Source organism: Catellatospora bangladeshensis (assembly GCF_016862575.1).
GTDB classification, from domain to species: domain Bacteria; phylum Actinomycetota; class Actinomycetes; order Mycobacteriales; family Micromonosporaceae; genus Catellatospora; species Catellatospora bangladeshensis.
In genome coordinates, this window is the sequence record NZ_BONF01000068.1 from 1 (window position 1) to 21,392 (window position 21,392).

At 69.8% G+C, this 21,392-nt stretch carries 18 protein-coding genes; 9 read left to right on the top strand and 9 right to left on the bottom strand.

Features of this window, described 5'->3' with window-relative positions; translation table 11 throughout:
• Positions 1 to 162: 162 nt before the first annotated feature.
• From Cba03nite_RS38415 to gyrB, 3 genes are all read right to left on the bottom strand, one after another.
• Positions 163 to 957 (bottom strand): DUF3566 domain-containing protein, encoded by a 795-nt coding sequence (locus Cba03nite_RS38415; protein WP_203757304.1) that lies wholly within the window; start codon positions 955 to 957, stop codon positions 163 to 165.
• Between the two features lie 3 nt (positions 958 to 960).
• On the bottom strand, positions 961 to 3,456 hold the full coding sequence (gene gyrA / locus Cba03nite_RS38420) for a DNA gyrase subunit A (protein ID WP_275411646.1): 2,496 nt from the start codon (positions 3,454 to 3,456) through the stop codon (positions 961 to 963).
• Positions 3,457 to 3,600: 144 nt separating this feature from the next.
• Positions 3,601 to 5,556, bottom strand: a complete 1,956-nt coding sequence (gene gyrB / locus Cba03nite_RS38425) for a DNA topoisomerase (ATP-hydrolyzing) subunit B (RefSeq protein ID WP_203757306.1) — start codon at positions 5,554 to 5,556, stop codon at positions 3,601 to 3,603.
• Positions 5,557 to 6,009: 453 nt separating this feature from the next.
• On the opposite strand from gyrB, the gene Cba03nite_RS38430 reads away from it, so the two are divergent.
• Complete coding sequence (locus Cba03nite_RS38430) at positions 6,010 to 6,564, top strand: hypothetical protein (RefSeq protein ID WP_203757307.1); 555 nt, start codon at positions 6,010 to 6,012, stop codon at positions 6,562 to 6,564.
• On the opposite strand, the gene Cba03nite_RS38435 is transcribed toward Cba03nite_RS38430, so the two are convergent.
• From Cba03nite_RS38435 to dnaA, 6 genes are all read right to left on the bottom strand, one after another.
• A complete protein-coding gene (locus Cba03nite_RS38435; protein WP_203757309.1) occupies positions 6,549 to 7,106 on the bottom strand; it encodes a hypothetical protein in 558 nt (185 codons plus the stop codon). The genes Cba03nite_RS38430 and Cba03nite_RS38435 overlap by 16 nt on opposite strands.
• Before the next feature lie 155 nt (positions 7,107 to 7,261).
• Positions 7,262 to 7,792, bottom strand: coding sequence for a DciA family protein (locus Cba03nite_RS38440; RefSeq protein WP_203757316.1), 531 nt, complete (start codon positions 7,790 to 7,792; stop codon positions 7,262 to 7,264).
• Positions 7,785 to 8,888, bottom strand: coding sequence for a DNA replication/repair protein RecF (gene recF / locus Cba03nite_RS38445; protein WP_203757318.1), 1,104 nt, complete (start codon positions 8,886 to 8,888; stop codon positions 7,785 to 7,787). The genes Cba03nite_RS38440 and recF overlap by 8 nt, the downstream gene beginning before the upstream one ends.
• A gap of 3 nt (positions 8,889 to 8,891) precedes the next feature.
• Positions 8,892 to 9,767 carry a phosphogluconate dehydrogenase (NAD(+)-dependent, decarboxylating) gene (gene gnd, locus Cba03nite_RS38450; protein ID WP_203757320.1) on the bottom strand — a complete coding sequence of 292 codons (876 nt, stop codon included), beginning with the start codon at positions 9,765 to 9,767 and terminating at the stop codon, positions 8,892 to 8,894.
• Between the two features lie 35 nt (positions 9,768 to 9,802).
• Positions 9,803 to 10,951: a DNA polymerase III subunit beta gene (dnaN, locus tag Cba03nite_RS38455; protein WP_203757322.1), complete on the bottom strand. Its 1,149-nt coding sequence runs from the start codon at positions 10,949 to 10,951 to the stop codon at positions 9,803 to 9,805.
• Between the two features lie 693 nt (positions 10,952 to 11,644).
• Positions 11,645 to 13,267: a chromosomal replication initiator protein DnaA gene (dnaA, locus tag Cba03nite_RS38460; protein WP_203757324.1), complete on the bottom strand. Its 1,623-nt coding sequence runs from the start codon at positions 13,265 to 13,267 to the stop codon at positions 11,645 to 11,647.
• 665 nt (positions 13,268 to 13,932) lie between these two features.
• Here dnaA and rpmH point away from each other — a divergent pair.
• From rpmH to Cba03nite_RS38500, 8 genes are all read left to right on the top strand, one after another.
• A complete protein-coding gene (gene rpmH, locus Cba03nite_RS38465; protein WP_120317612.1) occupies positions 13,933 to 14,070 on the top strand; it encodes a 50S ribosomal protein L34 in 138 nt (45 codons plus the stop codon).
• 19 nt (positions 14,071 to 14,089) lie between these two features.
• The gene (rnpA, locus tag Cba03nite_RS38470) at positions 14,090 to 14,551 is read left to right on the top strand and encodes a ribonuclease P protein component (RefSeq protein WP_203757326.1); all 462 of its coding nucleotides are present in this window, start codon (positions 14,090 to 14,092) and stop codon (positions 14,549 to 14,551) included.
• The gene (gene yidD, locus Cba03nite_RS38475; protein WP_203757328.1) at positions 14,548 to 14,829 is read left to right on the top strand and encodes a membrane protein insertion efficiency factor YidD; all 282 of its coding nucleotides are present in this window, start codon (positions 14,548 to 14,550) and stop codon (positions 14,827 to 14,829) included. Before rnpA ends, yidD begins: the two co-directional genes overlap by 4 nt.
• On the top strand, positions 14,826 to 15,704 hold the full coding sequence (gene yidC / locus Cba03nite_RS38480) for a membrane protein insertase YidC (RefSeq protein WP_346114768.1): 879 nt from the start codon (positions 14,826 to 14,828) through the stop codon (positions 15,702 to 15,704). The genes yidD and yidC overlap by 4 nt, the downstream gene beginning before the upstream one ends.
• A gap of 139 nt (positions 15,705 to 15,843) precedes the next feature.
• Positions 15,844 to 16,401, top strand: a complete 558-nt coding sequence (locus Cba03nite_RS38485; RefSeq protein ID WP_373315809.1) for a Jag family protein — start codon at positions 15,844 to 15,846, stop codon at positions 16,399 to 16,401.
• A 26-nt stretch (positions 16,402 to 16,427) separates the two neighbouring features.
• Positions 16,428 to 17,144: a 16S rRNA (guanine(527)-N(7))-methyltransferase RsmG gene (gene rsmG / locus Cba03nite_RS38490; RefSeq protein WP_373315810.1), complete on the top strand. Its 717-nt coding sequence runs from the start codon at positions 16,428 to 16,430 to the stop codon at positions 17,142 to 17,144.
• A gap of 520 nt (positions 17,145 to 17,664) precedes the next feature.
• Positions 17,665 to 18,936, top strand: a complete 1,272-nt coding sequence (locus Cba03nite_RS40475) for a ParA family protein (RefSeq protein WP_275411647.1) — start codon at positions 17,665 to 17,667, stop codon at positions 18,934 to 18,936.
• A gap of 46 nt (positions 18,937 to 18,982) precedes the next feature.
• Positions 18,983 to 20,017 carry a ParB/RepB/Spo0J family partition protein gene (locus Cba03nite_RS38500; protein WP_203757332.1) on the top strand — a complete coding sequence of 345 codons (1,035 nt, stop codon included), beginning with the start codon at positions 18,983 to 18,985 and terminating at the stop codon, positions 20,015 to 20,017.
• Positions 20,018 to 21,392 lie beyond the last annotated feature (1,375 nt).

The following is a 21,392-nucleotide window of genomic DNA, read 5'->3' on the forward strand; positions in this document are numbered from 1 at the left end:
CGGCGTTGGTGTCGAAACCTGTGGCTGGACCCGCGGTTCGGACACGAGCTACCGATCTTGCCTTCCCCCACAGACCCAGCGCCCCCGTGACATGGCGCCCGCCCCCGGGCACGACACAGCGGTCCGTGGGTGAACCGCGGACCGCTGTGGTGTGGCCTGGGATCAGTCGCGCTCGGCGAGCGTGATCTCGATGCCGCCGACCAGGTCGGCGCAGACGTTGTAGATGAACGCGCCCAGGGTCATCAGCGCGGTGAAGAGCACCACGTTGATCGCACCCAGGATGGCCGACGTCCCGATCACCGCGCTGGCGCTGATCCGGAAGCCGCTCTCGCCGCCGTTGGCGTTGAACAGGTCCGCCAGGGTGGTGTTCAGCGAGTTGAACACGCCCATCGCGTCCAGCGCCAGGTACAGCACCGAGGTGGCGACCACGATGACGACCAGCAGCACGAAGGACACGGCGAAGGCGAACTTCATGACCGACCACGGGTCGATGCGCTTGACGCTCAGCCGCGCCCGGCGCGGGCCGCGCGTGGCGGCCGACCCGGCGCTGGTGCGCGCCGCGCGCACGGCCTCGGTGACCCGCACCGCGCCGGCGCTCGCGCTGCTGACCACCGAGCGCAGCGTGGACGAGCCGGCTGCCACGCGCCCGGTGGCGGTCGCCGGCCGGTCCGACGTCGCGATGGCGGCGGTCGGCTCGGACTCCGGTGCGGGCATGCCCGCGGGACGGGTGAAGCTGCCGGTCGTGGTGGTGCTGGTCGTGGCGGCAGCAGCGGTGCTGCCGGCCGGCTCGTCACCACCCACCGCGGACCGGGCCGGGGTCGGCTCGGACTGATCTGCGGGGACTGTCGCGCGGCCTACGGCCGCCCGGCCGGTCGCCGTGGCGGCGTCGCCGCCGTCCTTCTCGACCGGACTCGCCGGAGCCCCCGCGGTCTCCGACATCGCCTGTGTCTCCGTCATGCACTAGTCCTGTTCGTCCGGCTCATCGGCATTGCGGGCAATGGCGACGAGGGTTACGCCTTCTGGGAGGTCCATCAGCTTGACACCCATTGTGTTCCGATCGCGCGTCCGCCGCACGGGCTTCACCGGAGTTCGGATAACTCCGCCGTTGCTCGTGATAGCGAAGAGCTCGTCTTCCGGGCTGATAACGACCGCGCCCACCAGTCCGCCACGGCGTTCGGTGATCTTTGCGGTCAGTACGCCCTTACCTCCCCGGCCCTGGACCGGGTACTCGTCGATCGGGGTGCGCTTGGCGTATCCGCCGTTGGTCGCGACGAGGACGTCCATGCCGTCGCGCACCACCTCCATGGCGAGCAGCTCGTCGCCGTCGCCGAAGCGCATGCCGATGACACCCGACGTGGCCCGGCCCATGGGGCGCAGCGCCTCGTCGGTGGCGTTGAAGCGGATCGCCTGCGCCTGCTTGCTGACCAGGAGCAGATCGTCTTCCGCGGCGATCAGCGCGGCGCCGACGAGTTCGTCGTCGTCGCGCAGGTTGATCGCGATGATGCCGCCGCTGCGGTTGGAGTCGAACTCCGCCAGCGCGGTCTTCTTGACCAGGCCGTTCTTGGTCGCCAGCACCAGGTACGGCGCGACCTCGTAGTTCGCGATCTCGATGACCTGGGCGATGGTCTCGTCCGGCTGGAACGCGAGCAGGTTCGCCACGTGCTGGCCCTTGGCGACCCGCGAGGCCTCGGGGAACTCGTACGCCTTCGCGCGGTAGACCCGGCCCTTGTTGGTGAAGAACAGGATCCAGTCGTGCGTGGAGCAGACGAAGAAGTGGCTGACGATGTCGTCCTGGCGCAGGGTCGCGCCGGAGACACCCTTACCGCCCCGCTTCTGTGACCGATAGAGGTCGACCTTCGTCCGTTTGGCGTACCCGGTTCGGGTGATGGTCACCACCACGTCCTCGCGGGCGATGAGGTCCTCCATGGAGACCTCGCCGTCGAACGGGATGATCTTCGTGCGGCGGTCGTCGCCCCACTTGGCGACGATCTCGCCGAGCTCGTCGCTGATGATCTTCCGCTGGCGCTCCGGCTTGGCCAGGATGTCCTTGAGGTCGGTGATCTCCAGCTCGATCTTCGCGAGCTCGTCGATGATCTTCTGACGCTCCAGGGCGGCCAGCCGACGCAGCTGCATGTCCAGGATCGCGGTGGCCTGGATCTCGTCGACGTCGAGCAGCCGCATGAGGCCGGTCTTCGACTCCTCCGCGCTCGGCGAGCGGCGGATGAGGGCGATGACCTCGTCCAGCATGTCCAGCGCCTTGACCAGACCGCGCAGGATGTGGGCGCGCTCCTCGGCCTTGCGCAGGCGGTACGCGGTCCGCCGCTGGATGACCTCGATCTGGTGGTTCACGTAGTGCATGAGGAACTGGGCCAGGTTCAGCGTGCGCGGCACGCCGTCCACCAGCGCCAGCATGTTCGCGCCGAACGTCTCCTGCAGCTGGGTGTGCTTGTACAGGTTGTTCAGCACGACCTTCGCGACGGCGTCGCGCTTGAGCACGAGCACCAGGCGCATGCCGGTGCGGCCCGAGGACTCGTCGCGGATGTCGGCGATGCCGCCGAGCTTGCCCTCCTTGACCAGCTCGGCGACGCGCTCGGCGAGGTTGTCCGGGTTGACCTGGTAGGGCAGCTCGGTGACGACGAGGCAGGCGCGGCCCTTCTTGTCCTCCTCGACCTCGACCACGGCCCGCATCCGGATCGAGCCGCGACCGGTGCGGTACGCCTCCTCGATGGTGCTGGTGCCGACGATGAGGCCGCGGGTCGGGAAGTCCGGGCCCTTGACGATCGTGATCGCCTCGTCGAGCACGGTGGCCTCGTCGGCCTCCGGGTTCGCCAGCACCCACTGCACGGCCTGGGCGATCTCGCGCAGGTTGTGCGGCGGGATCTTGGTGGCCATACCGACGGCGATGCCCTCGGAGCCGTTGACGAGCAGGTTCGGAAAGCGCGACGGCAGGATCGTCGGCTCCTGGTTGCGGCCGTCGTAGTTCGGGACGAAGTCGACCGTGTCCTCGTCGATGTCGCGCAGCAGCTCCATCGCGAGCGGGAAGAGCCGGCACTCGGTGTACCGCATGGCCGCCGCGGGGTCGTTGCCCGGGGAGCCGAAGTTGCCGTTGCCGTCGATCAGGGGGTAGCGCAGCGACCAGGGCTGGGCCATGCGGACCAGCGAGTCGTAGATCGCGGTGTCACCGTGCGGGTGGTAGTTGCCCATCACCTCGCCGACGACGCGGGCGCACTTGAAGTAGCCGCGGTCGGGGCGGAAGCCGCCGTCGTACATGGCGTAGAGGATCTTGCGGTGCACCGGCTTGAGCCCGTCGCGCACGTCCGGCAGCGCCCGGCCCACGATGACGCTCATGGCGTAGTCGAGGTACGAACGCTGCATCTCCACCTCGAGCCCGACGGGCTCGATGCGGCCGTGCACGCCGACGGCCTCTTCCGGCCGAAGGTCAGGAGTCTCGCTCACTGTTCAGAACTCTTTCCTGCGTATGAAGCTGAGGAAGCTGTGGATAACGCTGTGGATCTCAGCTCCACCTGTGGATAAACGAGTCGTTCATCCACAGGTGAGAGCTTGCTGACCAGATGTCCAGAGTGCGACACCTCTCCCCGACTAGATGTCGAGGAACCGCACGTCCTTCGCGTTGCGCTGGATGAAGGAGCGCCGCGCTTCAACGTCCTCGCCCATCAGCACGCTGAAGAGCTCGTCCGCGGTTGCAGCGTCGTCGAGAGTGACTTGGCGCAGGGTCCGGGTGCCCGGGTTCATCGTGGTCTCCCACAGCTCCGGGTAGTTCATCTCGCCCAGGCCCTTGAACCGCTGGATGTCGTCCGGCTTGGCGTTCGGCTTGGTCTCCTGGCGCAGCCGGATCAGGCCGTCGCGCTCCCGGTCGGAGTACGCGTACTGCGCGTCGTCGCCCTTCTTGTTCCATTTGATCTTGAACAGCGGCGGCGACGCCAGGTAGACGTGGCCCAGCTCGACCAGCGGCCGCATGAAGCGGAACAGCAGCGTCAGCAGCAGCGTCTGGATGTGCTGGCCGTCCACGTCCGCGTCGGCCATCAGCACGATCTTGTGGTAGCGCAGCTTCTCGATGTCGAACTCGTCGTGGATGCCGGTACCGAGCGCGGTGATCAGCGCCTGGACCTCGTTGTTGCGCAGCACCTTGTCGATGCGCGCCTTCTCCACGTTCAGGATCTTGCCGCGGATCGGCAGGATCGCCTGCACCCGCGGGTCACGGCCCTGCTTGGCCGAGCCGCCGGCCGAGTCGCCCTCGACGATGAACAGCTCGCACATCTTCGGGTCGGTCGACTGGCAGTCGGCCAGCTTGCCCGGCATCGAGCCCGACTCCAGCAGCGACTTGCGCCGGGCCAGCTTGCGGGCCTGCGCGGCGGCGATGCGGGCGCGGGCGGCCTGCGAGGCCTTGGTGATGACGGTCTTGGCCTCGGCCGGGTTGCGCTCCAGCCAGTCCGCCAGCCACTCGTTGCAGACCTTCTGCACGAAGCTCTTGACCTCGGTGTTGCCCAGCTTGGTCTTGGTCTGGCCCTCGAACTGCGGGTTGGCCAGCTTCACCGAGATGATGGCGGCCAGGCCCTCGCGGATGTCCTCGCCGGAGAGCTTCTCGTCCGCCTTGAGGATCTTCTTATCCGCGCCGTACTTGTTGATGATCGTGGTCAGCGCCGCCCGGAAGCCCTCCTCGTGCGTGCCGCCCTCGTGCGTGTTGATCGTGTTGGCGAAGGTGTAGACCGACTCGCCGTACGACTCGTTCCACTGCATCGCGATCTCGAGGGACATGCCCTCGCCCTCGGAGCCGAACTCGACGACCGTCTTGTGGAGCGGGCTCTTGGTGTTGTTCAGGTGCCGCACGAAGTCGGCGATGCCGCCCTTGTAGCAGAAGGTGACGTCGCGGACCTCGGCCTCCTCGCCCTCGGCGGCCAGCGCGCGCTCGTCGCGCAGCGCGATGGTCAGGCCCCGGTTGAGGAACGCCATCTCCTGCACCCGGCGGTAGATGGTCTCGAAGTTGAACTCGACCGTCTCGAAGATCTGCGGGTCCGGGTAGAACGTGACGCTGGTGCCGGTGCGGTTGGTGGGCTCGCCCTTCTCCAGCGGGCTCGGCTTGGAGTGGTCGTAGCGCTGCCGCCAGACGAAGTCGTCCTTGTGGATCTCCAGGTCGATGCGCGTGGAGAGCGCGTTCACCACGGAGATGCCGACGCCGTGCAGACCGCCGGAGACCGCGTACGCCTTGCCGTCGAACTTGCCGCCCGCGTGCAGCACGGTCAGCACGACCTCGACCGTCGGCCGCTTCTCCACCGGGTGGATGTCGACCGGGATGCCGCGGCCGTTGTCGACGACGCGCACGCCGCCGTCCTTGGTCAGCGTGATGGAGATCGTGTCGCAGTAGCCGGCGAGCGCCTCGTCGACCGCGTTGTCGACCACCTCCCACACGAGGTGGTGCAGGCCCCGCTCACCGGTGGAGCCGATGTACATACCGGGCCGCTTGCGTACCGCCTCCAGGCCCTCCAGAACGGTGATCGATGATGCGTCGTAGTTGCTCTGGCTCTTCGGCGCTGCCACTCTCAATCCCTCCTCCGCCGCCGGGACGGCGGGGACAACAACTCAGCCCTGCAGACCGCGTTCCGCATACCCACTCGTCCGCGGCGCAGGCTTCGCGGGGATCGGCGTACGCGGGACGGGGGTGACACGGATCGCAGCACCGGAGGGACCGGCGTCGCGCGGGACAACCCACCGGTGTCGCGTACACGGTCCACCCAGTGTTCTGCTCTCGCTCACGATCCTACTGGGTCGCGCAGACATTCGCCGCACGCGGCACCCGTAGCACGCCGTTTCGAGGCCCTCACAGCCCCGTAGCCGCCCGAACGGCTCCGGTCGCAACTCCCCCCACGCGGCTGGCGCTCCCGTGGCCGGTAGCGCGAGGGCCCAGAAGGGGCGGTTCGGAGGGTCGCGCAATGTCCCCGCAATGCCGTAAGTTGCGCACGGCCTGGAACTCACGCGCTTCGAGAGGCTGACATGGGTCTGGACAACGTCGCGGTGCAGTGGCCTCGTACGGGTCGCTTCTACGACCCCGTGGCGCCCGCGGAATTCGTCGACTTCGCCGATCTCGCGGAGCAGCCGAGCACCGCCGCCCCCACGGCGGCGCTGGCCGGTCACATCGCCCGCACCGGCACGGTGCGCGCGACGGCGTACACCGAGGTCGTCGACCTGCTGCTCGGACTCAAGGGTGTGCTGTACGCCACAGAGGCCGCCGAGGAGGACGAGGACCCCGTCATCGACCCCGACGGCTGCGCCTGGATCGCGGGCGGCCTGGAGAAGTTCGTCGCCGGGCACACCCCCTTCGGCGCCAACGTCACCTTCGACAGCGTCGCCTCGGTGCTGCGTGCCGCGCTGACCGATTCCCGACTCTCCGAGCAGCAGCTGCGGTGGCTGGACCAGCGCCTCGACGCGCTGCGCGAGGAGACCGACGGCGACCCGCAGTGGAGCTTCCCGCTGTCGGAGTTCGCCGTGCTGGCCCAGTTCTACCGCCGCTGCGCCGACCGCGGCTTCGCGGTCTACGCCGAGTCCTGACCCGGAGCGCCGGCCGGGCCGTCGTCCACAGGCCCGGCCACCGGCCGCGGGGTGCCCCGGCGACGCAGCACCCACCACAGCGCGAGCGCGACCACGACGACCGTCGCGGCACCGGCCACCAGCGCCGCCACCGGCACATCACTGTCCAGCTCCACCTCGGGCGCCGCCCCGAGCATCCGGTTGCCGGCGCAGATGCTGGTCTGCCCGTCCCTGCTGTAGATCAGATACCGGGTGCCCTCGACGAAGCCGAACCCGCAGCTCGGCCCCTCGACAGCCGTCTTGATCTCGACATGGCCCGCGGCGCTGCCCTTGTCCACCCGCTCCACGGTGAGCCGGGCGGTCATCAGGTCGCCGCTGGACATGCTGAACGCCGGGCGGTCGACGTCCACGACCACGCCGACGAAGACGAGATCCGCCCAGGCCGCGTTCTTCACCGGGTCCGGCTCGGCGCAACTGCACGCGCACGCCGGGCTCATCGGCCCCACGATCAGCGCCGACGACATCACCACCAGCGCCGCGAGATGTCCCCACACTCTCCGCATGGCCCTCAGACACCCCAGACCCGTGCGTGGTTCCCCGAGCGGCACCACCCCACGACGATCGTTCGACTTGCCTGGCAGGTGCGCGAATCTTGACCGCTCATTCGGCCATGTGCCTGGCAAGTTGAACGATCATGACGCGACCGACGGCGGCCGGCTCAGCCGTAGGTGTCCCCCGGGCCGGTGCCGCGGACGCGTTTGCGGCCGTGGGACCAGGAGGGGGCGGCGGGGCCGTGGATGTGGAGTTTGGTGACGACGTTGTTGCCGACGGTGCCCGCGATGCGGGTGAGGATGGTGCGCGCGAGCAGCCGCAGCTGGGTGGCCCACGCGGTGGACTCGGCCTCGACGGTCAGCTCGCCGTTCTCCAGCTTGACCGGGCGGCTGTGCGAGGCGATGTCGGGGCCGACGCACTTCTCCCACTCGCCGAACACGGTCGCCTGCGCGGTCGGGCGCTGCCAGCCGCGGGCCTTCATCAGCCGGGCCAGCACGTCACCGACCTTCGCCGGGTCGCGCGGATCGGGCCCGGGGCCGGAGTAGCCGCGCGGCCGGAAGCGCTGACCGCCCTCACCCTTGGCGCGGGCCTCGGCCGCGGCCTGGTTGCGGGCCGCCCGCCGCTGCAGCGCCGCGTCCAGCGCGGCCCGTGCCAGCTCCGGACCCTGCGGTTCTTGCGGGGGTACGCCGTCAGGCACGGGTCACCTCCCCCGGTGCGACGAGATAGCGGGCGCCGCGCAGCGACGCGGGCACGTCGGCCTCCACGGCACACGTGATGATCACCTGGGCGGCGTCGCCGATCAGGTGGGCGAGCCGGTCCCGGCGCCCGGTGTCCAGCTCGGCGAAGACGTCGTCGAGGATCAGCACCGGCTCGATGCCGTCGGCGCGCAGCAGCGCGTACCCGGCCAGCCGCAGCGCGAGCGCGTACGACCAGGACTCGCCGTGGCTGGCGTAGCCCTTGACCGGCAGGTCGCCCAGGCGCAGCACGAGGTCGTCGCGGTGCGGGCCGGCCAGCGTGGTGCCGCGGGCGATCTCGTCGGCGCGCACCGCCTCCAGCGCGGCGAGCATCGACTCGATGGTGGGTTCGGGCACCGAGGCGCGGTACTCCGCGACGGCCTTGCCGACCCCGGCGCTGACCTGCTGGTAGGCGTCCTCCAGGTACGGCGCGAGCTGCTCGACCAGGGCGAGCCGGGCTCGTAGCAGTTGCGCGCCGTGCTCGGCGAGGTGCTGGTCCCACACCTGCAGCGTGCTCAGGTCACCGCGCCCACCGCCGACCTTACGGGCCAGGTAGGCCGTGCGCAGCAGGGCGTTGCGCTGCTTGAGCACCCGCTCGTAGTCGGCCCGCACCGCGGCGAACCGGGGCTGACGGGCGGTGAGCAGGTCGTCGAGGTAGCGGCGGCGCTGGTCGGGCTCGCCCCGGACCAGGGCCAGGTCCTCCGGCGCGAACAGCACCAGCCGCAGCGCGCCGAGGATGTCGCGCGGGCGGCGCGCCGGAGAGCGGCCCAGCCGGGCCCGGTTGGCCTTGCCCGGCACGATCTCCAGCTCGACCAGCAGCTCGCGGCTCTCGTGCACGATCGCGCAGCGGATCACGCCGGTGGCCGCGCCGACCCGGACCAGCGGGGCGTCGGTGGACACCCGGTGGCTGGCCAGGGTGGCGACGTAGCCGAGCGCCTCGACCAGGTTGGTCTTGCCGACGCCGTTCGGGCCGATCAGCACGTTCGGCCCCGGCTCGAGGTCGACGCCCACCCGTGGGTACGAGCGGACGTCGACGAGTTCGAGCCTTCTGACGTACACCGCTCAGCCGGCCTGCTGCACGGCGTGCCCGCCGAACTGGTTGCGCAGCGCGGCGATCGCCTTCATCGCCGGGGAGTCGTCCTGCCGGGACTCGAAGCGGGCGAACAGCGACGCGGAGATGACGTGCATCGGCACCGCGAGGCGGATCGCCTCCTCCACGGTCCACCGGCCCTCGCCGGTGTCCTCGGCGTAGCCCTTCAGCTTCTCCAGATGCGCGTCGTCGGTCAGCGCCAGGTCCATCAGGTCGAGCAGCCAGGACCGGATGACGGTGCCCTCGCGCCAGGACCGGAACACGCCGGGCACGTTGGTCACCAGCTCCGAGGCCTCCAGCAGCTCGAAGCCCTCGGCGTACGCGTGCATCAGGCCGTACTCGATGCCGTTGTGCACCATCTTGGCGTAGTGGCCGGCGCCGACCGGGCCGGCGTGCACGAAGCCGAACTCACCCTCGGGCTTGAGCGCGTCGAACACCGGCATCATCCGGGCGACGTTCTCGTCCGAGCCGCCGACCATCAGGCCGTAGCCGTTCTCCTTGCCCCACACCCCGCCGGAGACGCCGACGTCCATGTAGCCGATGCCGCGCGTGCTCAGCCGCCCGGCCCGGGGGCCGTCGGACGAGAAGCGCGAGTTGCCGCCGTCGATGATCAGGTCGCCGGGGCTGAGCAGCGGAGCCAGCTCGTCGATGGTGGCCTCGGTGACGCCCGCGGGCACCATCACCCACACGGCGCGCGGCGCCGCGAGCTTCGACACGAGGTCGGCCAGGTTCTCGGCGTCGGAGAGGGCCGGGTTGCGGTCGTATCCGACGACGTCGTGCCCGGCCTCGCGCAGCCGGTCGCGCATGTTGCCGCCCATCTTGCCGAGACCGACCAGACCGAGCTGCATGTCTTCCCCCTTGGTGCGTTGGTGCGAGGCCGCGGTCAGCGGCCCACCCTGATCGGCATGATCAGGTAGCGGAAGCCGGGGATGGCGGCGCCGTCCTCGGCGGCCGGGGTGATCACGGCCGGCTTGAACGGGTCGTTGAACGAGAACACCGCCGTCGGCGCGCCGAGCGCGGCCAGGCCCTCGATGAGGTACTGCGGGTTGAAGGCGATGGTCATCGACTCCCCGGTGAACGTGGCGTCCATCGCCTCGCTCGCCCGCGCCTCCTCGGTGCCGCCGGCCTCGACCACGAGACCATCCTCGCTGAAGTTCAGGCGCACCGGCGTGGCTTTCTCGGCCACCAGGGACACGCGCTTGACCACCTCGACCAGCGCCGAGACGGCGACCCGGGCCTCAGAGGAGTAGCTGGGCGCGAACAGCGAGCGGACCGGCGGGTACGACTGGCCGTCGAGCAGGCGGCTGGTGGTCCGGCGGGAGCCGCCGACCTTCGAGCCGCCCAGGAAGCCGATCATGCCCTCGCCCTTGCCGCCGTCGGCCAGCGCGATGGTGACGTCGCCGCCGGTCGGGCCGAGCGTCTTGGCGGTGTCGGCCAGGGTGCGCGCGGGCACCAGCGCGTTCACGTTGATCTCCGGGTCGTCCGGGGTCCACGAGATCTCGCGGATGGCCAGCCGGTACCGGTCGGTGGCGAGCAGGGCGAGCGTGTCGCCGGTCAGCTCGAGCCGGACGCCGGTCATCATCGGCAGCGTCTCGTCCCGCCCGGCGGCGATGGCCACCTGCGAGACCGCCGAGGCGAACACGGCCGCGTCCACCCGGCCCGCGCTGGCGGGCAGCTCGGGCAGCGTCGGGTAGTCCTCCACCGGCATCGTCGGAAGGGTGAACCGCGCGCTGCCGCAGACCAGCTCGAGGTGCGCGCCGACGGCGGCGATCTCGACCGGCTTGGCCGGCAGCGCCTTGGTGATCTCGGCGAGCAGGCGGCCGGAGACCAGGGTCGCGCCGTCCGCGTCGGCCTGCACCTCCACGTCCACCTGGTTGGAGACCTCGTAGTCGAAGCCCGACACGTGCAGGCGGCCGTCGATGACGCGCAGCATCACACCCGCGAGCACCGGCACCGACGGGCGGCTCGGCAGGCTCTTGGCGGTCCAGGCCACGGCGTCGGCAAGCGCGTCCCGCTCCACCCGAAACTTCATCTTGAGCCCTCCTCGGTGCTGCCAGGGTCGACCACAGAAACCTTAGGACCCTCGGGCGATCTCCCCTCGGCGACCCCTGTGCATCGGCGACGAGCCGAGCATCCACACATTCCCGAGCCGTGATGATTGTTTGATTTCTCTCTTAGAGATAACTGACGTCTTCATCATCGGTGCTGTGGAAACTGTGGATTAACGGCTCCGGCGCAGCTCAGCACGCTTGGACGGGTGTGGAGGAGCGGTGGACGGGCGGTGGATAACCGGCCTGTTTCTCCACAGCCGCCGCCGCGTCCACCGGTTGTCCACCGGCGTCCACAGGTTTTCCACCGTCAATCCCCAGTGGTTCTCCCCAAACTGTGGACAGACCCCGGCCTCCCCCTCCACAGCGATATCCACCGATCATGGCCCGCTGTCCACGGATCAAGGGGCGCCGTCCACACGGCGTCCACACCCTTTCCACAGCAAGATTTTTGGACGATTTTCTGTCCACACGCGTCCACAGCGGATCCACAGCCAATCCACCGGGTTATCCACGGAGTTATCCACGATCTCTGTGGACAGCCGGCGGCCGGTTCGACGGACGGCGATGTCTTCCGCGTACCCACACCGGGTGTGCACAACCCTCGCGGGGCTGTGGAAATGCCGACGGCCCGCACGCGGCGGGCCGTCCGGGGAAGAAGAGGAAGGGGGTACGCGTCAGATCTGCTTGATCCGGTTGGTCAGCTCGGCGATCTGGTTGTAGAGCGAGCGCCGCTCCGCCATCTGCTGCCGGATCTTGCGGTCGGCGTGCATGACCGTGGTGTGGTCGCGGCCGCCGAACGCCTGCCCGATGCGGGGCAGCGACAGGTCGGTCAGTTCGCGGCACAGGTACATGGCGACCTGGCGCGCGTTGACCAGCACCCGGGAGCGGGAGTGGCCGCGCAGATCCTCCAGGCTGACGCCGAAGTACTCCGAGGTCGACAGCATGATCTGGTCGGCGGTGATCTCGGGCGCGGCGTCGTCCGGGATGAAGTCGCGCAGCACCTCCTCCGCGATCGACAGCTTGACCTGCTCGCGGCTGAGGTTCGCGTACGCCGTCACCCGGATCAGCGCGCCCTCGAGCTCGCGGATCGAGTTCGACACCCGGGAGGCGATGAACTCCAGCACGTCGGCCGGCGCGTGCAGGCGCTCCTGGGCCGCCTTCTTCTGCAGGATCGCGATCCGGGTCTCCAGGTCCGGCGGCTGGATGTCGGCCAGCAGGCCCCACTCGAACCGGGTGCGCAGCCGGTCCTCCAGCGTCGACAGCGCCTTGGGCGAGCGGTCGGAGGTGATGACGATCTGCTTGTTGGCGTTGTGCAGCGTGTTGAAGGTGTGGAAGAACTCCTCCTGCGTCCGGTCCCGCTTCTCCAGGAACTGGATGTCGTCGATCAGGAGGATGTCCACGTCCCGGTAGCGGCGCTGGAACGCGCTGGCCTTGTCGTCGCGGATCGAGTTGATGAAGTCGTTGGTGAACTCCTCGGTCGACACGTACCGGACGCTGCGGGCGTGCCCGAGCTCCTGGGCGTAGTGGCCGATCGCGTGGAGCAGGTGGGTCTTGCCCAGCCCGGAGCCGCCGTAGATGAACAGCGGGTTGTACGCCTTGGCCGGCGACTCGGCCACCGCGACCGACGCCGCGTGCGCGAACCGGTTCGACGAGCCGATGACGAAGGTCTCGAAGCGGTACTTCGGGTTGAGCTTGTTGCCGCCGGCGTCGCCGGCCGAGCCGGGCATCGCGCCGGGGCGGCGCTCGTCGCGCCCGCCGCCGAGCGGGTGCGGGACGGCGCGGGACTCTAGCGGCCCCGTGCCGCGGCCGGGCCCGGAGTCGGGCGGGCCGTCGCGGTCGGGGGCGCGCATCGCGCTCACCCGCACCGGGGCGACCTCCGGGTGGCGCGGCACCGGCACGGCGAACAGGGCGTCCTCGCCCTCGGCGGGGGTGACCACCGGGTGCTCGACGGGCGGCGGGCTGAACGGCGGCGTCGCGGGCGCATAGGTAGAAGGAGTGAACTCGGCCGGCGGCGCCGGGGGCGGCACGGGCCGGGCCCCGGACTCGTCCGGCGGGCGCACCTTGACGGCGACCTGCACCGGCCGGCCCATGATCCGGGAGAGCGTGTCCGTGATCGCGGTACGCAGCTTCGTCTCGATGATGTCCCGGATGAAGGCGTCCGGCACGCTGAGCAGGACCAGATCGTCGACGACGGCGAGCGCCTGGGTGAGCCGCAGGTAGGCGCGGTGCTGCGCCGAGACGATCTCGTCGGCGAGCTCGTCGGTGGCTGCCAGCCACACGGCGTTGAGGTCGCTCACCTGTCAGCCTCGTTCATGCGCTCGACCCTTCAAGTCCTTTTGGCGGCGGCTCGGCTTGGCACCGGGCTGCCTGTCAGCTCAGCGCGCCACTCCGATCGATGACGGTGCGGTCACGGACCGTGGTTTTCCCCCGGGTTATCCCCCGAATCCTCGGGGTTCTCCACAAGTTATCCACAGGCTGTGTGTCGATCGGCGTCCGGGGTCCGGCTGCTGTGGGGTGCCGCATCCGGCGCGGGAGCGCCTCACGAAGGACCCACCGTGCCGAACGAGCCACCATATTGCCCGGTTTTGCGGTTACCACCACAATTAACGGGCGGCGCCCTTGCTCGGGCACCACGGCACGCTAACAGGGTTATCCACAGGCGTCCACTCGTTGTCCACAGCCTCACTCTCGGTGAGTGGTGGCGGCGATACCCAGAGTTGTGGGTGAGCGAGCGCTCTTGACACGATGAGTGACCTGCGAAGAGTTCTTGGCGGACATCGACGGCACGTGTACCCTGGAGCGGTTGCTCCATCACCCTCTGCTAGGGTGTCGGTTGCGGCCTTCCGCCCTGACCCAACAAGATCGAGACGCTTCGTCGCGATCCTGCCGTCAACCGGGCGGGCGACCCGCGAGAAGCTAGAACATCCCCGTCGAGCGCGGGGCGATCCCCAGGAGACCTGACGTGAGCAAGCGCACGTACCAGCCGAACAACCGTCGGCGCGCGAAGACCCACGGCTTCCGGCTGCGCATGCGCACCCGCGCCGGGCGCGCGGTGCTGTCGTCGCGCCGGGGCAAGGGCCGCGCCCGCCTGGCGGTCTGAGACCCCGGTCGGGCCTCGGATGCTGCCGGCTGCGCACAGGCTGAGGCGGAGCACTGACTTCGCCGCCACAGTGCGGGCTGGCCGCCGGGCCGGTCGCGGCGCCGTGGTGGTGCACCTCGCGGTGCCCCCGACGGTAACTGAACACGAGACGGCGTGGCAGGGAGACGATCCCGGCCACGCCGTTGCCGTGCCCGGGTCCGGGCCTGCGCCCGCGGCCCCGGTGCAGGCCGGGTTCGTGGTCTCCAAGGCGGTGGGGAACGCGGTCACCCGTAACACAGTGAAACGGCGCCTGCGCCATCTGACGGCCGAGCGGCTCGACGGGCTGCCCGGCGGCACCACCGTCGTGGTGCGCGCGCAGCCGCACGCGGCGTCGGCGTCGTACGAGCAGCTGGGCCGTGATCTCGACGCCGCGCTGGCCGCGGCGCTCAAGCGTGACCCTGCGCAGGCCTCGCGCCGCAGGTCAACCGAGGGGCGGGCATGACACAGCCACCGCGACCCACGACACTCGCCGGGCGCGTGCTGGCCCTACCCATCATCGCGTACCGTCGTTGGGTGAGTCCGGGCCTGCCGGCCCGCTGTCGGTTCTACCCGTCCTGCAGCACCTACGCGCTGGAGGCGATAGCGCGGCACGGCGCGCTGCGGGGGTTCTGGCTGACGGTCCGGCGGCTCGGTCGATGCCATCCCTTTCACCCGGGCGGATATGACCCTGTGCCACCCAACCGCCGCAGTACTGATGTGACTGGAGCAACGCCCTCATGATGGACTGGATCTACACGATCGTCTCGAAGGTCCTGCTGTTCTGGCACGGCCTCTTCGACAAGCTCTGGGGCGACGGTCAGTGGCTGCGCACCAACTGGGACTGGGTCCTGGCGATCGTCTTCCTGGTGCTGACGGTGCGCGCGGTGCTGTTCCCGCTGTTCGTCAAGCAGATCCGGTCCCAGCGGGCCATGCAGGCGCTCCAGCCGCAGCTCAAGGCGCTGCAGGAGAAGCACAAGGGTGACAAGGAGACGCTCCAGCGCGAGATGATGGAGCTCTACCGGCGGGAGAAGGCCAACCCGCTGATGGGCTGCCTCCCGCTGCTGATCCAGATGCCGATCTTCCTCGGCGTGTTCCACGTGATCAAGCGCCTCGGCACCGGCACCTCCGACGAGACCCTCTACGGCTGGACCGCCGCGCAGTTCCAGAGCGGCATGCAGGCCGAGCTGTTCGGGGTGTCCATCGGTGCGGTGTTCACCGACGGCGGCCTGGCCGCCGTGCTCTGCGGTGTGCTCGGCGTCGTCATGATCTTCACGACCTACCTCACCAGCCGCCAGATGATCCTGAAGACCGGCTGGTCCGAGGACCCGACCCAGCGCACGATGCAGAAGCTGATGCTGTACGGCATCCCGGCCACGCTGATCATCTCGGCCGTCGCGTTCCCGCTCGGTCTGATCATCTACTGGACCACGACGAACCTCTTCTCGCTCGGCCAGCAGATGTGGGTGCTGAAGAAGTACCCGCCGCCGAAGATGGCCGGCGGCAAGGCGGAGCCGAAGGTCATCGACCCCGAGGTCGCGAAGGCGCTCGCGCCGAAGGTCGGCGCCAAGCCGGCCAACAGCCCGAAGCGCAAGTCGGTCAAGAAGAACGTCGGCTGACCGTACGCCTTCCGGCACTGCCACCCCCACCACAGACCTGCTCGTGATCCCCGCGCCGCGAGGCGCGGGGCCGATCACGGGGTTTTGATCGGATCGAACACCGGAGAAGAACGTGACCGACCAGACTGAGCTGGACGACGTGGCAGTCGAGGACCTCGGCGACGCCGAGGACGGCGCGGCGGACGAGAACGAGGACGGCGCCGAGGAGTCCGCCGCTCCCAAGCGCAAGGCCGCCAGCGACGCCGACCTTTTCCGCCAGAGCGAGATCGCCGCGGACTACATCGAGGGCCTGCTGGACATCCTGGACGCCGATGGCGACATCGACGAGCTGGTTTCCGGCGGCCGTCCGGTGGTCGAGGTCGTGGGCAGCCGCCTGCAGTCCCTCGTCGGCCCGCGCGGCGCGACGCTGGAGGCGCTGCAGGAGCTGACCCGCCTGGCCATCTTCAAGCAGACGGGCGAGCCGAGCCGGCTGCTGCTGGACGTCGGCGGCTACCGCGACCAGCGCCGCAAGGAGCTGGGCGCGCTGGCCAAGAACGCCGTCGAGAAGGTCAAGCAGCACGGCGAGGCCGTGAAGCTGGAGCCGATGTCGGCCTTCGAGCGCAAGTGCGTGCACGACGTGGTCAACGCCGCGGCGGGCGTGCAGAGCGAGTCCGAGGGCGTCGAGCCGAACCGCCGGATCGTGGTACGTCCGGCGTGACCTTCGACGACTTCACGGAGCCGGTCATTCCCGACGGAGTGGCCGGCTCCGTTCTCTCTGACGAGCTGCGGCCCGCGGCGCAGGCGCTCTTCGGCGACCGGCTCGACGTGGCGGCGCGCTACGTCGACCTGCTCGCCACCGACGGGGTGGTGCGCGGCCTGATCGGCCCGCGGGAGGCGCCCCGGCTGTGGGAGCGGCACCTGCTCAACTGCGCCGCGGTGGCCGAGCTGATTTCCCCGTCCGCCACGGTCGCCGACGTGGGCTCCGGAGCGGGTCTGCCCGGTATCGTGCTCGCAGTGGCTAGACCGGATATTTCGGTCATTCTGGTTGAACCACTGGCACGTCGGACCGCTTTCCTGGAGGAGGCGGTGGCGGCCCTCGACCTGACCGGCCAGGTCACCGTGGTACGCGGCCGCGCGGAGGAGCAGGTGGGTCTGCTCAGCGCGGACGTCGTCACCGCCCGCGCGGTGGCGCCGCTCGACCGGCTGGCGGGCTGGTGCCTGCCGCTGGCCTCGGTGGGAGGACGCCTGCTGGCGCTCAAGGGCATGTCGGCCGCTGACGAGATCGCCGAGCACCAGGCCGCGGTGGCCCGGCTCGGCGGCGGACCGGCGGTCATCCACCAGTGCGGCGTCGGCCTGATCGACCCGCCCACCACCGTGGTGGAGATCGTCCGGGAGCGCGAGGTCGTGCCGAAGACTGCCAAGCCGTCCCGGCGGGCAGGGCGCGGAGGACGCCGGCGCTGAGCGGTGCGCCCTCCGCTCACGGAGAGGGCGCACGACCATGGGTGTCCTGCAGGAAGACGAGACCGGCACGTCCGCCCCGGCCGACGTGCCGCGTCCCCGCACCTACCCCGGGGCCTTCCCCGGGGGCGGCGGGGTGGTGCGTTCGCCCCTTTCCGGCCGGGTCCTCGCGACGGGTACGCCGCCGGTCCGACGGGTGATGACGACCGCCCCCATCGCACCGGTCGCGGGCGGCTGGCCCGATCCATCGGGATCGACCCGGCGGTACGGGTGCCGCATGTCACTGGTGCCGGGATTCCTCGTTTTTGTCCAGCCGGAAGTCGGTCAACCGCCTGCCCGAGTGGAGGACGGTGGTAGCTTCCGCAACCCGACAGCCGTAGGCTGGCCGCGCGTCGATAATCTGGACCCGACTGTCGCGGGTGCGGTCGCAGTGCCGCCGACAGAGACGCCAGTGCGCGCCGGACGGGCCGGCGCAGCCATCCGATCCGATGCGGGCAGGGATGACACGGTGCAGGAATACGGCATGAGCCTCCCCCAGGGCTCCTACGGCGTTGTTTCACGTGAAACATCAACCCCGGCGCAGCGAGGCGCCGCCGACCCGGGCTCCGGCATGAGGCCGGCCGTCTCGAACACCTACACGTCGAGCGCGGCAGGCTCCCATCCGGTACCCAGTGGTCCGGCGTCCCCCGACGCGACCGGGTTCCGCGCGACGGCCTCGGTGCCGCCGCCGGGGAGCAGCGTGCCCCCCGCGGAGTTCTCCTCGGCTCCGCACGGCGCCACCGGGTACGTCCCGGTGTCCGCTCCCCCGGCGAACCGGCCGCCGTCGCCTCGCCCTCAGCCCACTTCTACGCATGTCGAGGGTGAGGATCAGAGTGCCACCGCGTACGGTGCTTCTGACGCGAACACGACAGCGTCCGGTAGTTCGGAGGACCCACCGTTGGCAATGGAAGCGATGCGCGCCGTTCAGATTCTCAACCCGAGCGGCGAGGTGACGATGCCTCGCCCGACCCGGCAGCGCGTCATGTGCGTCGCCAACCAGAAGGGTGGCGTGGGTAAGACCACCACCACGGTCAACCTCGCGGTGGCCCTCGCACTGCACGGCAACCGGGTGCTCGTGGTCGACCTCGACCCGCAGGGCAACGCCTCGACGGGCCTGAACGTGCCCCACCACGCCGGGGTGCCGGACGTCTACGACTGTCTCATCGACCAGGTGCCGATGGAGGAGGTCGCGCAGGCCGTCGAGGGCATCCCGAACCTGTACTGCGTGCCGGCCACCATCGACCTCGCGGGTGCCGAGATCGAGCTCGTCTCGGTCGTCGCCCGTGAGTCGCGCCTGGGCCGCGCCATCCAGGCGTTCCCGATGGAGTTCGACTACGTCTTCATCGACTGCCCGCCGTCGCTGGGTCTGCTCACGGTCAACGCGCTCTGCGCCGCCCAGGAGGTGCTGATCCCGATCCAGTGCGAGTACTACGCGCTGGAAGGTCTCAACCAGCTCCTGAACAACATCAACCTGGTGAAGGCTCACCTCAACCCGAGCCTCGACGTCTCCACCATCCTGCTCACGATGTACGACCGGCGTACCCGCCTGGCCGACGCCGTCGAGCAGGACGTGCGCAACCACTTCGGCGAGAAGGTGCTGACGTCGGTGATCCCCCGCAACGTGCGGGTTTCCGAGGCGCCCAGCTACGGCCAGTCGGTCATGACTTATGATCCCGGTTCGCGCGGCGCGACCAGCTACTTCGAGGCTGCTCAGGAGATCGCCGAGCGCGGCGCGAAGATCGGAGTTGGGGCATGAGCATGACGTACGGGTACCGCTGCGCAGTCGAAGGCGAGGCACCGGCATGACGCCGCCCCCCGCCCGCAAGGGAGGCCTCGGCCGCGGTCTCGGTGCGCTGATCCCGACCACGGGCGCGCCGCCCGCGCCGCAGCCCGAGCCGGCGGTCCCGGCCCAGTCGCCGGTCGCCGCCCCCGTCTCCGCTCCCCCGGCGCCGACCGCCGTCGCGGCCGCTCCCCCGGCCCCGGCCGTCGAGGAGATGCCCGCCGCCGCTCCGATGCCGGACCTGGCGCCGGTGCCCGGTGCGCGCTTCGCGGAAATCCCGGTCGGCTCGATCGTGCCGAACCCGAAGCAGCCCCGGCAGATCTTCGACGACGAGATGCTGGACGAGCTGAAGATCTCCATTCAGGAGGTCGGCTTCCTCCAGCCGATCGTCGTACGCGAACTGAGCGCGGACAAGTACGAGCTCGTCATGGGCGAGCGCCGCTGGCGGGCCGCCCAGGCCGTCGGCAAGGACATGATCCCGGCGATCGTGCGGGACACCCGCGACGACGCCATGCTGCGCGACGCGCTGCTGGAGAACATCCACCGCGCCCAGCTGAACCCGCTCGAAGAGGCCGCCGCGTACCAGCAGCTGCTGGAGGAGTTCGGCGCGACCCACGACGAGCTGGCCCGGAAGATCGGGCGCAGCCGGCCGCAGATCTCGAACACCATCCGCCTGTTGAACCTGCCCCCGCAGGTGCAGAAGCGGGTGGCCGCCGGCGTGCTCTCCGCGGGCCACGCGCGGGCGCTGCTCAGCCTCGAACGCGCCGAGGCGCAGGAGGAGCTGGCGGGGCGGATCGTCAGCGAGGGCCTGTCGGTGCGTACCACCGAGGAGATGGTCCAACTCGCGCTTGCCGAGGGTGAGACGAAGCAGCAGGCCGCGAAGCGACGGACCAAGCCGCACGCCCCGGCGCTCGTCGACCTCGCCGACCGGCTGTCCGATCGGTTCGACACCAAGGTGAAGGTCGACATCGGCCGTAGCAAGGGCAAGATCACGATCGAGTTCGCGACCGTGGACGACCTGGAGCGGATAGTCGGCATCATCGGCGTCGAGAAGTAGTAGATACTAAGTTGATGGAGTGGGTCGCCCGGATGGGCGGCCCACTTTCGTTTCAATGAGTGTGCTACGGCGAGCGGCCGTGGTCGCGGCGCCGTCGCGCTCATGCTGTCGTCGCCGTACAGGTCCGTGTTCGTTGGCCGGGCCCAGTCTTACCCTGCATGGGAACCCGTCTCAACTCCGACGCGTGTGCCAGGCTTGATCAGGGACAGCAGGCAGATTTACACCGGATGGCGTTGCGTCGCTCGTGCCCGAAACCGTCGGGCTTTTCCTCTCCCCACCCGCCATCTCGCTCGACCAACCGGGGTCGGTCGGCTTCGTCGGGGGCCACGGCCCAGGCTCCAGACCGTCAGCCTCATCAACCGCTGATTGCCTGCCCGACGGAGTCGCAGGCCGTCCGGGCAGATCATGCTCGGGCACCTTGCCGGCCTGGCGCGGCGCCTGGCTGCTTCACCCCCTCCTGACTCCAGCACGATCCGCGTTACGACCCACCTGCTCGGCTTTGCCCTCTGCGCCGGGCGCAATCTGTCGGGTCGTGCCGACCAGGGGTATGCCGCTCCGAGGCTGGGGGCGCTCCTTGGGGTCTGCCGAGGTTGCGGTTGCCTGGTTATGGCACCCGATTACGGAGGTTGCTTCTCGGAGCAGCTCGGGTCATGCGTTCAGGGATGCCGCAGGAGGATTGACCGGTGGGGGTGAGAGCGGAGCCTCTTGCTGTGATCGTGACGTGGTGACTTCGCGGCCCGACCGGACGCGCCGTCGCGAATCTTGGAGCGGATACCTGAGAAGAGCCGTGGTGCCCCGCCCTTGGGAGGTTCCTGCCAGGCCGACCGATGCTCTCGGGTGGTGTACACGCCCCCCGACAAGCGTGGGTCCGGGCGTGGGTCGTCGAGGCCCACGCCCGAACCGGGGGAGGCTGGTTCGGTTCGCCAGGCTTCGGTTGTGTGGCTGTGCCGAGTCCCCAGTCGGCCGTGTGTCATCCCCTGTTCCCCGCTCCGGTGGTGCAGGCGGCCGCTTCACATCTCTCTGTCTACGGTCCGGTCCTCTGCGTTCGCTGGGTCGTGTGCGCGGCATCTCCCATGACCTCGACTGGCCGGGGTGGAGGCGGCGCCTTCGGCACGTTCGAGCCCTGGGCGCAGGGCATCCGCTGCCGGCCCTGCGGGCCACGTCGGTCCGTCTCTGTCGTGGGGCGGGGGCGTTGAACCGGTCGGCGACGGCATTCAGCCAGAGCCGAGGGCACCACGCCAGCGGTCGGACTGATACTCCTTCGGACTAACAGCGATCGGTGCCGGCGGCGGCTCGTTGTTTCTGTTGTTCCCGTGCGGTGCGATGGGGTGTCTGTCTCAACCGGTAGCGTGGCGCGGTCGGCTACTCCGGCTAG

Bases quoted from the DNA above. Each gene is read 5' to 3' on its own strand.
- Cba03nite_RS38430 (WP_203757307.1), top strand. From the start codon at position 6,010: ATGGGTCTGGACAACGTCGCGGTGCAGTGGCCTCGTACGGGTCGCTTC.
- Cba03nite_RS38435 (WP_203757309.1), bottom strand. From the start codon at position 7,106: ATGCGGAGAGTGTGGGGACATCTCGCGGCGCTGGTGGTGATGTCGTCG.
- gnd (WP_203757320.1), bottom strand. From the start codon at position 9,767: ATGCAGCTCGGTCTGGTCGGTCTCGGCAAGATGGGCGGCAACATGCGC.
- yidC (WP_346114768.1), top strand. From the start codon at position 14,826: ATGATGGACTGGATCTACACGATCGTCTCGAAGGTCCTGCTGTTCTGG.
- rnpA (WP_203757326.1), top strand. From the start codon at position 14,090: ATGCTGCCGGCTGCGCACAGGCTGAGGCGGAGCACTGACTTCGCCGCC.
- Cba03nite_RS40475 (WP_275411647.1), top strand. From the start codon at position 17,665: ATGAGCCTCCCCCAGGGCTCCTACGGCGTTGTTTCACGTGAAACATCA.
- Cba03nite_RS38500 (WP_203757332.1), top strand. From the start codon at position 18,983: ATGACGCCGCCCCCCGCCCGCAAGGGAGGCCTCGGCCGCGGTCTCGGT.
- dnaN (WP_203757322.1), bottom strand. From the start codon at position 10,951: ATGAAGTTTCGGGTGGAGCGGGACGCGCTTGCCGACGCCGTGGCCTGG.
- yidD (WP_203757328.1), top strand. From the start codon at position 14,548: ATGACACAGCCACCGCGACCCACGACACTCGCCGGGCGCGTGCTGGCC.
- Cba03nite_RS38415 (WP_203757304.1), bottom strand. From the start codon at position 957: ATGACGGAGACACAGGCGATGTCGGAGACCGCGGGGGCTCCGGCGAGT.